This is a genomic window from Streptomyces sp. NPDC101165 (assembly GCF_044768135.1).
In the GTDB taxonomy this organism is placed as follows: Bacteria; Actinomycetota; Actinomycetes; order Streptomycetales; family Streptomycetaceae; genus Streptomyces.
The window spans coordinates 524,407-537,188 of sequence record NZ_JBIWPG010000003.1 but is presented as its reverse complement, the minus strand read 5'-3'; the positions used below and the strand labels follow the sequence as shown (position 1 = coordinate 537,188).

The 12,782-nt window shown below is 68.8% G+C and carries 12 protein-coding genes; 4 read left to right on the top strand and 8 right to left on the bottom strand.

Annotation, left to right across the window (positions count from 1 at the left end; translation table 11 throughout):
• Positions 1 to 107: 107 nt before the first annotated feature.
• A complete protein-coding gene (locus ACIRVH_RS09060; RefSeq protein ID WP_403949879.1) occupies positions 108 to 758 on the bottom strand; it encodes a CGNR zinc finger domain-containing protein in 651 nt (216 codons plus the stop codon).
• Positions 759 to 852: 94 nt separating this feature from the next.
• Here ACIRVH_RS09060 and ACIRVH_RS09055 point away from each other — a divergent pair, with 94 nt between their 5' ends.
• Both ACIRVH_RS09055 and ACIRVH_RS09050 read left to right on the top strand, forming a co-directional pair.
• Positions 853 to 1,764, top strand: coding sequence for an arginase family protein (locus tag ACIRVH_RS09055; RefSeq protein WP_403949876.1), 912 nt, complete (start codon positions 853 to 855; stop codon positions 1,762 to 1,764).
• Entirely contained in the window at positions 1,761 to 2,270 is a 510-nt protein-coding gene (locus tag ACIRVH_RS09050) for a hypothetical protein (protein ID WP_403949973.1), read from the top strand. Before ACIRVH_RS09055 ends, ACIRVH_RS09050 begins: the two co-directional genes overlap by 4 nt.
• 450 nt (positions 2,271 to 2,720) lie before the next feature.
• Here the strand turns inward: ACIRVH_RS09050 and ACIRVH_RS09045 are convergent, their stop codons facing one another.
• Positions 2,721 to 6,524 carry a helix-turn-helix domain-containing protein gene (locus ACIRVH_RS09045; RefSeq protein WP_403949873.1) on the bottom strand — a complete coding sequence of 1,268 codons (3,804 nt, stop codon included), beginning with the start codon at positions 6,522 to 6,524 and terminating at the stop codon, positions 2,721 to 2,723.
• Between the two features lie 277 nt (positions 6,525 to 6,801).
• On the opposite strand from ACIRVH_RS09045, the gene ACIRVH_RS09040 reads away from it, so the two are divergent.
• The gene (locus ACIRVH_RS09040; RefSeq protein WP_403949870.1) at positions 6,802 to 7,266 is read left to right on the top strand and encodes a hypothetical protein; all 465 of its coding nucleotides are present in this window, start codon (positions 6,802 to 6,804) and stop codon (positions 7,264 to 7,266) included.
• 63 nt (positions 7,267 to 7,329) lie between these two features.
• Positions 7,330 to 8,310: a hypothetical protein gene (locus tag ACIRVH_RS09035; protein WP_403949868.1), complete on the top strand. Its 981-nt coding sequence runs from the start codon at positions 7,330 to 7,332 to the stop codon at positions 8,308 to 8,310.
• Between the two features lie 177 nt (positions 8,311 to 8,487).
• Here ACIRVH_RS09035 and ACIRVH_RS09030 read toward each other — a convergent pair whose 3' ends face one another.
• The 6 genes from ACIRVH_RS09030 to ACIRVH_RS09005 all read right to left on the bottom strand — a co-directional run bounded on the left by ACIRVH_RS09030 (position 8,488) and on the right by ACIRVH_RS09005 (position 12,769).
• The gene (locus tag ACIRVH_RS09030) at positions 8,488 to 9,315 is read right to left on the bottom strand and encodes a hypothetical protein (RefSeq protein WP_403949866.1); all 828 of its coding nucleotides are present in this window, start codon (positions 9,313 to 9,315) and stop codon (positions 8,488 to 8,490) included.
• 168 nt (positions 9,316 to 9,483) lie between these two features.
• Complete coding sequence (locus ACIRVH_RS09025) at positions 9,484 to 9,879, bottom strand: hypothetical protein (RefSeq protein ID WP_403949864.1); 396 nt, start codon at positions 9,877 to 9,879, stop codon at positions 9,484 to 9,486.
• Between the two features lie 311 nt (positions 9,880 to 10,190).
• The gene (locus tag ACIRVH_RS09020) at positions 10,191 to 10,745 is read right to left on the bottom strand and encodes a transposase (protein ID WP_403949861.1); all 555 of its coding nucleotides are present in this window, start codon (positions 10,743 to 10,745) and stop codon (positions 10,191 to 10,193) included.
• A gap of 221 nt (positions 10,746 to 10,966) precedes the next feature.
• The gene (locus tag ACIRVH_RS09015; RefSeq protein ID WP_403949859.1) at positions 10,967 to 11,149 is read right to left on the bottom strand and encodes a hypothetical protein; all 183 of its coding nucleotides are present in this window, start codon (positions 11,147 to 11,149) and stop codon (positions 10,967 to 10,969) included.
• Positions 11,146 to 12,456 (bottom strand): DUF6895 family protein, encoded by a 1,311-nt coding sequence (locus ACIRVH_RS09010; protein ID WP_403949857.1) that lies wholly within the window; start codon positions 12,454 to 12,456, stop codon positions 11,146 to 11,148. Before ACIRVH_RS09010 ends, ACIRVH_RS09015 begins: the two co-directional genes overlap by 4 nt.
• A 64-nt stretch (positions 12,457 to 12,520) precedes the next feature.
• Positions 12,521 to 12,769: a hypothetical protein gene (locus ACIRVH_RS09005; RefSeq protein ID WP_403949854.1), complete on the bottom strand. Its 249-nt coding sequence runs from the start codon at positions 12,767 to 12,769 to the stop codon at positions 12,521 to 12,523.
• Positions 12,770 to 12,782 lie beyond the last annotated feature (13 nt).

The window sequence follows — 12,782 nt, the reverse complement described above, 5'->3', positions numbered from 1 at the left end:
GCCATGACCTTTCTCCGATCTTATGACGGCCTTGTGCCGAGTCACTGACCCCACCCGGGGAAGGCCTCTCCCCGGTCTCGGGCTTCTCCCTTCACGGAACAGCGTCCTCATGGCCCGCCTGGGCTCGTGCTGCCGTTTCGTTTCCGCTGGTAGTGGGTTCGGCCTTTGGCGGAGTTCCCGCAGGTGGCCATGTCGCACCAGCGGCGGCGGCCGCCCCGGGAGCTGTCGATGAACACCCAGCCGCATCGCAGACCGGGGCAGACTCGGGTGCGTTCCAGCGGCAGCGCCCGAAGCAGGTCGATTGCCTGTAGGGCGAGTTCATGGTTGAGGTAGTCAAGCCCCGATGTCTCGACGCGGACCTGGAGCTGCGGCGTGCTCCCGTGGACGGTGAGCCGTGTACTGGCGACCGCGTGCTTCCACTGGTTCTCAACCTGGTCGACCGCCTCCGCGGGAGCTGGAGCGCCTTGGTGGATCAGTGCCGTGATCAGATCGTGCAGAGCCTCGCGCAGCTCGCGAGTGCGGTCCAGGGCCGGCACGGCCCTGCCGGGCTCCGTCTCGGCCAGCCGCCGCAGGTCCGTGAGGTCGGCGGGGGCGAAGTGACCAGTGAGGGCGGCCCATTCCAGCAGGCGCGGGTAACCGTCGAGCCAGTCGATCGGCTCCGCGTCACGAGCCGTGACCGTGTTCACGAGGTCGACGACGATGTGCCCGCCGACCAGGTCACGGAGCCTGAAAGTGTGAGGCTGGATGGTTCCCGTCACGCATGACCGCCTTTCATGGCCCTTGCCTCATTCCATCCAACCAGTTTACTGATGTTATCCGGTTGGAATACCTCTCGGCTGATAGGAGACGCCCATGGCTGCTGCCGTCGAGCTCATCGCGGCTCCCTGGAATCTCGGCCTGCGACCACCCGCGCCGGGGCGCGAGCCCGGAACATGGCGTGCCCCACAAAAGTTGCTGTCGGCGGGGCTGGAAGCCCATCTGCGGCCCGCCCGCGTGGTGGAGCTCGACCGTCCGTCCTACGAGTTCGACGCGCAGCCGGCGACCCGCATCCGCAACGGGGTGACCATCCGTGAGCACGCGCTGCGCCTCGGCGAGGCGGTCGAGGCCACGCTCGCCGCCTCCCGGTTCGCGGTCGTGCTGGGCGGCGACTGCAGCATCCTGCTGGGATGCCTGCTGGGGGCCCGGCGCGACGGACGCTGCGGCCTGATCCACCTCGACGGCCACAACGACTTCCGCCACCCCGGCAACTACGACGCCGGTTCGTCCCTCGGCTCGGCGGCCGGAATGGATCTGGCCCTGGCCACCGGCCGTGGTGAGTTGCTGCTCACCCACTGGCCGGTGGTGGGCCGACCGCTGGTCGCCGACGAGGACGTGGTCCAGATCGGTGACCGGGAGGACGAGGAGACACCCCCGGTCACCCGGTTCACCGCCCAGGAGATCCAGCAGATCGGCATCACCGATCTGGGCGAGCGGGTCATCCGCCGCCTGGAGGGGCGTGGGCTGGACCGCGTCTGGCTCCACCTCGATCTCGATGTGCTCGACGAACGCGTCCTGCCCGCGGTGGACTCGCCGGGCTGTCCCGGCCTGGACTTCTCCCAGCTCGCCGAACTCATCTCGGCCCTGGTCAGCACCGGCCGGGTGGTCGGGCTCGACGTCGCCATCTACGATCCGGAACTCGACCCGGACGGTGCGTACGCCGCTCCCATCGCTGACTGCCTCGCCTCCGCCCTGGCCCCGCTCGCGACCGTGGAGACGCACGCATGAAGACGCTGCTCGCAGACGGTCCCAGCAACCTGTACGCGACCGAGATGGAGCAGTTCGGACGCCTCACTGGACACTGGGCCACCCAGATCACCTACCACCCCGCCAATGGGTCACCAGCCCACCGCATCAGCGGCGAATGGGAGTTCGGCTACGCCCTGGAAGGCAGAGCAGTCCTGGATGTCTGGCAATGGCCCGGGCGCGATGAACTCCTTGGCGCAGGTCGCGCTCCGAACCAGGAATGCGGCCTGTGCGTGCGAATCTGGGACCCGCGCCTGCAACTGTGGCGGTTCACCTTCCACGGCACCGCCCGCGGCGACCTGGTGCACATGTACGCCCGCCGGATCGACGATGAGATCGTCATGGAACGCGCCGCCGGCAGTGACCTGGTCCGCTGGACCTTCACCGACATCACCGCCGACAGCTTCCACTGGCGCAACGAACGATCGCCCGACGGCGGACACACCTGGCGGCTCGACCAAGAGGTCGGCGCCCGCCGCCTACAGTGAAAGGCCTCGATACAACGGGCTCCCGGCATCCGAAGGTCACGACGCCCACCGCGGCGGCACCAACTCTCCGCCTCAGCCATCAACGCACCATCCTGGCGGCCGAGCAGGAGTCTTCGGTGGGCCGGATCCCGAGGGGCCCGAACTCGTCGAGGGCGAGCGGCTCATCGCCCGCAATGGATCCCGCCTCGAACTCGTTGAGAGGTCGCTCGCGTGGATCATGCACGCCCGGCGTCACGCCCGGAACTACGAACGGCTCGTCCAGCACTCGGAACTCTCTGAACCAAGCCGGAGGTTCGGGGGGCGCCTCTCGTGGCGGTCCTCCGAGCGATGAGCCATGATGCGGCGATCAGCGTGCAGCATCCGCAAGACGCCGAAACGCTCACCGAACATGGCCGCCTGAAACGGTGGTGCGGATAAATACCAAGCTAAAGCGTGCGCACAACCTCAACGTCACCGAGGGCATGTACGCCGGTACGGCACATCGGGCAGGTACGTGTGCCAGTCCCTTGCGGACAGTCCAGACCTGGCGCGCCGGCACACCTGTCGGGCAAGGCGGTCGGGGTCGAGCGAGTAGGTCTGCACGGGCACGTGAGCGCCTGCGGCGTAGAGGGTGGAGTCATCGGAGCTGAAGGCGAGGCTGCCCACGAGGTCTCCTGGGGTGGGCAGGGCGGATCCGAGCAGTCGGCGGGACGCCACGTCCCACAACTGCACGGTGCCGCCCTCGCCGCCGACGGCAAGCGTGCTGCCGTCGTGGGAGAAGGCGAGGGCCGTCACCTCCCCGCTCTCGGCGGCCTCGCTGTCGGCGGTGGTGCCGGTCAGCACGCCGAGGCGGTGGCGCGCTGCACCGTCCCAGAGGGTGACGCGCCCCAGGTCGTCGCCCACCGCCAGGTAGGTGCGGTGCGGTCCGAACGCTGCTGCGGTGATCATGCCCTCACCGAGCTCACGGGGTTCCATCCTTCGTGAGGCAACGTCCACGACCAGGCCGGGCTGGGTCACCAGCATGCGGCCATCAGGGCGTAGGGCCATGTCCATGCCGCCCTCGGTGGTAGGGCCCATGAGCGTGTACTGATCGCTGCGGACCGAGGTGATGAGCTCTTTGCGGTGCAGGTCCCATACCTCCACGGACGGTGGTGTGGTGTCCCGGTAGGCCAGCAGGGTGCGGGCATGGGCGTCCAAGGCGATTCCGGTGAGCCCGAAGATGTCCGCCGACTTGTGCCGGAGCGTGATGGTCGCGTACGGGCGGTGGGTGGCGACGTCCCACACGGTGAGGTGTGGTCGACTCGGCGCTCCTGGCAGGACTGCTTCCCGGACGACACTGCTGGCGACATACCGGCCGTCGGGGCTGAGTGCCATGAGGTAGGTGCATTCGGGTGTGTCCGGCCGGCCCCCCTCGGGGCAGTGCTCTGTGGTCGGTTCGAAGACGACCCGGCCGGTGCGGGTGTCGAGTATGTGGAGCCTTTCCGTGCCGTCGGCAGAACGCAGGCGGGCGAGGGCCCGGCCGTCTTGGGACAGCGTGGCTTTGTCGGGCTGCTTGGTGTCCCACTGGCTGGTCGTGGTGCGCCCCAGGCTGAGTGTCCGGACGATCGTGCCGCCCTGGTTGAGGTAGCGCACGGCTCCTGCCGCACTGTCAAAGGCAAGGCCGACCTGGGCGTCGCTGGTCAGCTTTTGGCTCAGCACGGGAGCATCTGGGTATGCCATACGCCAGACGAGCAGTTGGCGGGCGCCGACGGCGACGAGGAAGGAGCCGTGTGCGTCGAACTGCATCTTGGTCATCCCGTCGGCTTCCAGGGAGGGCAGGCTGTGTCCCGTGGAGAGATCCCACCGACGGATCTTGTTCTGAGCGAGGGCTGTGAGGGTCATGTCGTCCGGAGCGATGGTGAGTGCCGTCGCGGAGCACGCGTGATGGCCGTTTGACACCCATGGTGCGTGCAGCGCCTTCCGGCCGGCCGAGATGTCCCAGACCTGCAGGGGGCGGGCGTCCGTGCACAGGGCGAGCCACTTGTTGTCGCTGCTGATGGATGCCAACTGCAGGGATTCACCCTCATGTTCGGGTATTCGCAACTGAACCCGGTGGTGGCGCAGGTCCCACACCTGGAGGGACGGGTCTGATCCGTCCGGTCCGTCGTCTTCCACGACGAGCATCTCACCGTCGGGGCTGAACAACGCCGTGTGGGGTATGTCCAGGTTGAGCGTCGACGTCACATGTGCAGTGCGCACGTCCCACAGCTTGATTCTGCCCTCGAGCGTCACCAGGGCGAGCGTGAGACCGTTCGGAGCGGTGACGACCGAGGTGTCGCCGTCCAGCAGCTTGCCGAGCCCCGGAAAGGAGTGCGAGAGGCGACGGGTGCGCAGGTCCCAGATGTTGACCCGGTCCGCCGTAACGGATACGAGTGACCTTCCGTCCGCCGTCATGGTGCGGAGTGTGGTCGGGATGCCGCCGTTGTAGTCGGCCTTCGTGCCCGGCGCGGAGAAGACGTCTTCCTCGCGCTGTGTCACGGCCCCGAGCAGGACAGACCGGGTCTCGGTCGAGTCGTTCAGACGCCACGCGGCGAGGCTGAGCTGCATCGCTGTGACCGGGTCGGAGAAGCGCATGCTCGTGGCGACCGCGGCAAGGCGGCGGGACTCGGCCTCCAGATGGCGCCGGTTGCTGGTGCGAGTCTGCTGCCAGGCGACGATTCCCGCGATGAGGGCGCATGTGACCAGCACGGCCAAGCCAGTGACGAAGCCACGGCGCCGGCGGCGTTCTCCGGCGCGAGCGGCGCGGCCCGCGGTCAGGAACGCCTGTTCCAGTCCGGTGAGGGTGGCGAATGGTTCGGGCGCGGCGAAGTGCTCCTCGGCGACGGCCAGGCGTGTCCCCCGGTAGAGGGCACCTGGGTCACGCTTGAGATCGTCCCAGGCGCGTGCGGCCTCGGTCAGGCTGCGGTGGATGCGCAGGTGTTCCCGGTCGGTGTCGATCCAGCCGCGCAGGCGGGGCCATGCGGTGATCAACGCTTCGTGCGCGAGGCTGACGACACCGTGGTCCAGGGTGACCAGACGCGCGCCGACAAGGCGTTCGACAATGGTGGCCGTGTCGGCGGAGTCTACGGAACTGAGTTCCGTTCGAGCCGCGGGGCGCCGGGTATCGGCTGTCCCCTCACCTGGAGCGATGAGGCGCAGCAGGATGTGGCGAGCGACGCCGGCCTGGGCTGGGGTGAGGCAGCCGTAGGTGGTCTCGGCGGTGCGGGCGATCGCGCCGTGCAGGCCGCCGGCTGCTTCGTATGCCTCCTCGTTCAGGGCGCGGCCTTTGCGGCGGTGCCATGTTTCGAGCAGGGCGTGGGACATCAGCGGCAGCGATCCCGGTTCGCCATCGACGTCGTCGAGGATACGGGTGGTCAGGGCGCGTTCCACGACCAGGCCGGCCTTCTGTGCGGGTTTGACGATGGCTTCGCGTAGTTCGCCGCGGTCCATCGGCCCGACCAGCACGGTGGCGTCCTGCAAGGCAGCCGTCAACCCGGGGTGCTTGGCGCAGTGGCCGAGGAAGTCGGCTCGCACCGCGATCACGACCCGCAGTCGGCTGGCCGGATCGACGGCGTCCAGGAGGTGATCGATGAACCGGTCGCGTTCGTCAGTGTCGGTGCACAGCGTGTAGAGCTCTTCGAACTGGTCCACGATCAGCCACGTGTCGCCGTCGGTGTCCTTGGGGATCAGACGCTGCTCATGGGTGCTCAAGGGGGTTTCGCCGGGGGTGATGACGCGTAGTGCAGCCGGCTGCGGGCCCGTCGGACCCGGGGTGCGGAGAAGGGGGATGAGGCCCGCGCGCAGAAGCGATGATTTGCCGCTGCCCGATGGGCCGAACACCGCGGTGAGGCGACGGGAACGGGTCATGGCAAACAGCCGGGCGGTGAGCTGGTCGCGTCCGAAGAAGAGTTCGGCGTCGTCGGGTTCGAACCGGGCCAGACCCCGGTAGGGCGACTGTGTGTCCGCATCCTCGGCGCGCGGCTCGGCCGCTACGTCCGCGGCCGTCTGGCGCCAGCGCTGCCCCCACTCGTCTTCATCAGCGCCGCACGCCCGCACGTACGCCAGGGCGACCGGCAGCGTCGGCAGCCGCTCACCCGCAGCTGCCTGCGACAGGGTGCTCGCCCCCTGCCCGGTGCGCTGCGCCATCACCCGGTATGGCGGCCTGCCAGCCGCCACGCGCAGCTTTCGTAACTCGGCAGCGAAACGCTGCACCGGCCCCTGACTCGGATCGAGTGGGCTTTCCGGACGCCCCGGCATCGACAGCACCCCCACCGTTCGCCCGCCTCCCCCGTGGACGCGGCGCGATGGCCCGCCACGCTACGCACGCCCGTGACAGGAGGGCAAACCAGAGGCGCTCTCTTTGGTCAGTACCGCAACGTCGGGTCCGTGACCTGCGGTATGGCCATTGATCAGGGTGACGAAACCCGCTGCCCATTCAATCCCCGGCCCGCTGAACTCGTTCTCACGGGCCTCTCTCCGAGGGCCGCTCCGCACGCTGCGGATCCCGATACACAGACGCCAGGAGAAGGCGAACATGACGATCACGAAGAGGGCGACGAGCCGGGCCGGAGTGCTCATGGCCACGGCGGCGCTGGCGCTGGGCGGACTGGCCACGCACGCCGACGCCCGTAGCGCGAACATCTCCAGCTGGGACAGCAAGTCCGACTGCAACGTTGCGAGCCGCTACAACTTCTGCCTGTACTACTCGCCCAAGGCCAAGAACGCTCCGTACCGGAGCACGTCGACGATGATCGGCGACCTGGGCATCAAGAAGTTCACCGGCAGCCAGGCGGGCCACGGCCTGAAGGTCCGCAACAACGCCGCCTCCGCCCAGAACGGCACTGTGTGCAACGTGGGCATCTGGTACTCCCCGAACTTCCGCGGTGACTCCAACTGGCTCTCGCCGCACAAGGGAGGGAACCTCACCAGCTGGCTGCGCAACAACGAGGCGTCCATCGCCATCTCGGACCACACCCGCTGCCCCGGCATCGGTCACTGAACCGACCCGTCCTGTGATCACACGGTGCCCCGCCCCGGTGCGGGGCACCGCTCCGAGGAAGCGATGGCCATGGCCTACGTCTCTACCCATGCCTTGGTACGACGGGTACGCCGCGCTGCGATCGCCGGCGGCGTGTTGCTGCTGGTGACCTTGACCGCCTGCTCGTCGCAGCAGAACAAGCCGCCCGCGCTGGGCAAGATCCCGCGCACCGTCGGGGTCGAACACCTCCACCTTCCCGTCGAGCGCTATATGTTGAGCCCCCGCCAGGCACTGGACTTCGATCAGGCGAGCGACGCAGCCGTACGAGCCTGCATGCGGCGATTGTCCGTGCCGTATCCGCCCGCGGCCCGCCTTCCGGCCGGATCGGCGGCGGCGCGGGAGGCACTGGATGCGTACACGGTGACGTACCGGCGGTACGGGCTCACGGACGCCGCCGAAGCCCGGACATGGGGCTATCACGCCCCCACCACCACGTCCTCCGGGGCTGCCTCGGCGAAGGCATCGCCGCTCAAGCCCCCCTCGTCAGCGGCCCGAGGTGTCCTCACGGGGGTGGACACCTCGGGCACACCCCTCACTTCGTACCGCGGCCGACCGATCCCACAAGGCGGATGCCTGGGCGAGGCCGAGCGGCTGCTCGGCTCAGGCGGCCCGCAGGGGCCGGGAACCGACCCGGACGGGATCGTCGCCCGCATCAAGGCCGTCAGCTTTGAACGGTCCATGGCCGACCCTCGCGTCACGAAGGTCTTCTCGGCGTGGTCGGCGTGCATGGGTTCCCGGGGCTTCGGGATGTCGACGCCCATGGACGAGGTGCCCTCGGCGAATGCCGCGCGCCCGTCCCGTCAGGAGATCGCCCAGGCGCGGGCGGACGTGGCCTGCAAGGCGCGCACCAACCTCGTCGGCCTCTGGTTCGCAGTCGAGTCGGCCTATCAGAGAGCCGCGATCGAACAGCATGGTCCAGAACTCGACCAGGTGACGGCGGCCCGCGACACCACGATCCGCGCCATCGATCAACTGTCGCACAACCAGGACGAGGGGGAGTCATGAAAGCCACCGAACGGAGACTGCCCGGCGACGGTGCCGGGCCGCCACGGCTGTCCGGACTCACGGTCGGCGGGGGTGGGCACCCGCCGGAGTTTCGCGAGCCGGGGCACTTTGGTGAAGCGGCCGGTGTGGTACGCGGAGGCGACAGTTCCCGTGCGCGAGCGGCACGGCGAGCCCGGCTCAGGGGGCTGGAAACGAGATCTGGATGCCGTAGCGCTTCTCGAGTTCGTGGATCTTCGCCGGGAGTGTGGTGTTCAACCTTTTGAGCTCTGGCGCATGGGCGGTGCGAAACTGGTCGTTCAGCTTCTTGCGCAGCGGTTCACGGACGGCTTCCACCGGGGTCATGCAGGTCGCGTAGACGTCGCCGAGGTGCTGGGCCCCGGCCGTGTCGCCGGCCTGCATGCGCTGGTCGGCCAGGGCGAAGAAGGCGTTCTCGTCCTTGGCCTGCACGCCGTGGTCAGACAGACACTCGCCGAAGTGCCGGTAGGCCGCTTCGACACGGGGGTCGCGCCGCAGCGAGGCCGTCCGGGTCCACCACTGTGACTGCAGCGGGACGTACACGTCCTTCAGTTCCCGCCCTACCTTCATGCCTTCCTGCGTGCACTGCTGCTGCGCGGGGCTCGGAGAGGACGGGGCCGCGGCCGGAGCCGCGACGGAGGACTCGCCGGGGGCGTAGCCGCCATTGAAGCCGTGCAGCCGGATGAACGGAAGATCAGGAATGTCCATGATCCGGAAGAACATCCCGGGCATCATCTGAGGCATCGCCACGCCCCGAGACTGTGCGCAGGATCGGGTCGCGGCTTTTCCCGCCAGGGTGCCGAAGGTGTCAAGACCTTGGGCCCAGCGGGTCTCCGGGCCTGTCGACGGCAGCAGCACTGCCGAGATGTCCGACGGCATCGCATGGGTCACGGTGGTCGGTGGTGCGGGGGCGGCCGACCGGCTGGGCGCCTGAGCGGTGGGCTGCGGGCTCGAACACGACGTCAGGCCCGGGAGCAGGAACGTGCCCACGAGGGCCAGAGTGGTCCCGACGGACCTGCGCGGGTACCGGGTGGGGCGTCGCATGTGCTGCCTTGTCTCCGAAGGTACTTGGTGTGGTGTGGCAGAGATGCTGCCGGCAGACGCAGCTGGGGTGCAGGGCGTCTGCCGGCAGCGTCACGGGCCGTGGGGCCCGCAGCGTCAGTGCGCGATGGTCACGGCGCCCCAGCCGGAGTTGTACTCGGCGACGCCGAAGGTACGGCCCGACGTGAGGTTGGAGACCAGGACGACCGAGCCGAGGCTGTAGTAGCCGTCCTTCAGCCAGTGGTAGCCGGAGGCACCCGGCGTCCAGTTGCCGGAGGAGTTCACGTACCAGCCCTCGTAGCCGTCGTAGCCGGTGCCGCCCCCGGCGCCGGCCATGGTCAGGTTGAGGTCGTGGCAGCCGTCGGACGCCTTGGTGGCGGTCCAGTTGACCGTCTGCCAGCCGGTGTACAGGGTGTCCTGCTGGCAGCTGAGGGCGGAGGCCGACGGGGCGAGCGCGATGGCGGACGCCGCCAGGGTGCCCGCAAGGCCAAGAGCGGCCGTGATCTTCTTCATGGGTGTTCCCTCGTTAGGTGAATTCAGGCCCCGTTGAAGGGCCCCACACACGCTCAAGCCGAGGCGTGTGCGGTAATGGGAAATTGCACGGCCTGCACGGGAGGCGGTCGGGGCCCTGCAGGCCTTGCGGTGCTGAACATATGCACCGCGGGGCGCTTTCCCGCCCGTCCCAGGGCGTCCCAGCGTCCCTGGGACGTCCCGGACTTCCGTCCCGGGCTCTCCTCGGCCGCTCCGGGGGCGCCTCTACCCGCCCGACCAGGAAGCGGTTCGCTCAGTGGGCAATTTGGGGTCCGCCGCCGGGGCTTGCACGGCTACTGAGCTTGAACTCGGGTTGTCGTGGACGGGAGTGAAAGCCCGGCTCCGGCGAGGCACCCGTCGATCACGCCAGGGCGGTACTGGATCGTTCTCAGACCGCCGCGGATGGTCTGGATCAGGTGCTCGGGCGTGGTGAAGGCGGTGTTGGACAGCCGGCCGCGCCGCAGCAGGGACCAGATGCCCTCCACCGGGTTGAGGTCCGGCGCGTAGGAGGGCAGCTGGTAGACGGTCAGCCAGTCCCGTTCGGCGATGAACTGCCGCATCCCGGCGGCGAGGTGGACGTTGAGGTTGTCCCAGATCAGGACGATCGGGCCGCCAAGTTGCTGGTGTGCGGTGATGAGCTGGTCGCGGTAGTCGGTCCAGGCGAAGCTCTTGCGTCCGTCGCGTCGGCCGTCGTCGCGGCGGGGCCGGTAGATGAGCCGGGCGCGTTCGCCCGGCTTGTAGCAGGTCAGGGTCGCGATCGAGATGCGTCGGCGGGATCGGCCGCGGACCCGGATGACAAGTGTGTGGCGCGAACGCTGGGAGATCGAGTCAGTCTTCGCTGAGATCAAACCCCATCAGCGCGGCGCCCGCGTCGTACTCAGCAGCAACCCCCGATGGTGTCCGCCAGCAGATCTGGGCACACCTGCTGGTCCACCACGCCCTGCGCGAACTCATGCTGAGAATCCCTCGGGGGTCGCACGGACCCCAGTGCCAGGCGCGCAGGGTCGGGTTGGCTGTGGCCAGGGCGCTGCTGAGCAGCCCGCCGCAGGCGTTGACGGCCTGGAGCAGCTCAGCCGGTGAGGCTGTGGGGCGGATGTTCAGGTCGAAGGGGGCGGGCGCCGTCCCTGCCGGTCGTCCCGTCCGTGCTCAGCAGGCCGGTCTCGAAGAAGGCGACCGGGGCGTCCCGGACGGCCCGGCCGCGCTCGTCCCAGACGGGCTCCAGCAGCAGGATTTGTCCATGGAAACCGTTCAAAAAGGGAGGTGGAGCGTCTGCTCACGTCCGGGGTGGTGTCCCCAGGTCGTGGACGCCAAGAGAGAGGTGCGCAGGAGTAGTTGGACCGCTTGTCTGGGTGCGGGTGCTGCCATGAGGTCTGCGCGCTGCGCCAGGCCGACCAGGTCGCGGACGGTTTCGAGTCGGCGGGCGGTGGTCGCCCGGTGCAGTGCGATGGCCAGAAAGAGAGGGGAGAGGGCAGCCTGCCGACCGGGGGACAGGGGCAGCGCGTGGTCGAGCCACTGCCGAGGTCCGGCGGCCTTGAGATGGGCCAGCAAGTGGTCGCTCACCTCGTGGAGGTGACGGCGTGCGGGCGAGACGGTTCGAGGAGGGGCGCAGCGGTTGGTGAGCGCGCTGGCGCACAGGAGCCCCATCACGTAGACGGTGTGGTAGGCGGTGGCGAGCGCGTATCGCCTTTGCGCGGTGCCTTCCAGAGCGCGGTAACGCTCAGTTCGTACCAGTGGGGTGGGCAGGAATCCGGCTTCGTCCTCCACCGCGGCGAGGACGTGGAAGGCGAAGGCGGCGGCCGGGCTCCAGGGCATGCGCAGCATCGGCCAGCACAGCAGGAGTTCACCGGCCAGGTCGTAGTCGTGCTGGTCGAGACTGATCGCCAGGGCGAACTCGACGTCGGCTTGGACAGCGGTCCTCGTTCGAGGCAGGCGCAGCCGCTGGTTGCCGAGGTCGGTTGCGAACATGACGGCGTGGGTCAGTGCGTATGCGTCGTTCCTGGTCCCCGACAAGGTGTCGAGCTGTCGGCCGAGCATCGAGCTCGCCACCACGGAGCGCTGAGCCGGTACCTGGGGTGCCGTAGGGCTGCCCATCAGGCCCTGGAGCCACTGCTGTTCGAGTTCGCGGTGCGGGGGCCGCTCGCGGCTGGGCTCCTGATCCGGCCAGGCGAGGCCGGCGCGCAGGAGACGGTCGTACGCAGGGTCCGCATAGCCCGCGCAGGCCAGGCACACGTGTGCGCACGCGTGGGTGAGGGCGAGCGAGGGCTCCAGACATACGCGTGCCCTCACTTGTTCGCACCGTGCGAAGGGGCCGAGTTGCCGGGCGAGTTCGTCGACCCGTTCCCGCAGCGCCGGCCTGCCGGCCGAGGAGCGCGCTGCGGCGAGGAGCAGCATGGCGGTCTCGGCGACGACCTTGTCCGGGGGGACGTCCGCGGCCGGATCCGCGGCATCGGTGTAGCCCTCCGGTGCGAGGACTTCCAGCGCCCGCAGCGCGACATCGAGCACCGCGGTCAGTCTTCGTTCCAGGTCGGCAGGATGCCAGTGCCGGGGAAACCCGTTCATCGTGCTTGGGCCCTTGTCCAGGTCCGGAGGCCGGCCCGGGGAGTGCCCGGACCCGTGCCTCGGGTCAGCCGGTCAGTTCCTCGCCGACACGACGAAGTGCGGCGGGCTGTTCGATCTCGTCGGCTCCGGCGTTCAGCCGGTAGACCCGGATGTAGTGCAGTCCTGTGCCGCAGAACCCGTCCTCTCCGTTGAGCGCGAGAGACGGGCCGAACTTCTGCAGCGCGGTGCCGAGCGCCGCGAAGTCGACGGCCTTGGTGTTCAGAAGCTCGGTGACGATCTCTCGATGGCGTTCGATTTCGATTCTGTTGCCCACGGGGTTCCTTTCT

Bases quoted from the DNA above. Each gene is read 5' to 3' on its own strand.
- ACIRVH_RS09055 (WP_403949876.1), top strand. From the start codon at position 853: ATGGCTGCTGCCGTCGAGCTCATCGCGGCTCCCTGGAATCTCGGCCTG.
- ACIRVH_RS09025 (WP_403949864.1), bottom strand. From the start codon at position 9,879: ATGAAGAAGATCACGGCCGCTCTTGGCCTTGCGGGCACCCTGGCGGCG.
- ACIRVH_RS09035 (WP_403949868.1), top strand. From the start codon at position 7,330: ATGGCCATGGCCTACGTCTCTACCCATGCCTTGGTACGACGGGTACGC.
- ACIRVH_RS09050 (WP_403949973.1), top strand. From the start codon at position 1,761: ATGAAGACGCTGCTCGCAGACGGTCCCAGCAACCTGTACGCGACCGAG.
- ACIRVH_RS09040 (WP_403949870.1), top strand. From the start codon at position 6,802: ATGACGATCACGAAGAGGGCGACGAGCCGGGCCGGAGTGCTCATGGCC.
- ACIRVH_RS09045 (WP_403949873.1), bottom strand. From the start codon at position 6,524: ATGCCGGGGCGTCCGGAAAGCCCACTCGATCCGAGTCAGGGGCCGGTG.
- ACIRVH_RS09010 (WP_403949857.1), bottom strand. From the start codon at position 12,456: ATGAACGGGTTTCCCCGGCACTGGCATCCTGCCGACCTGGAACGAAGA.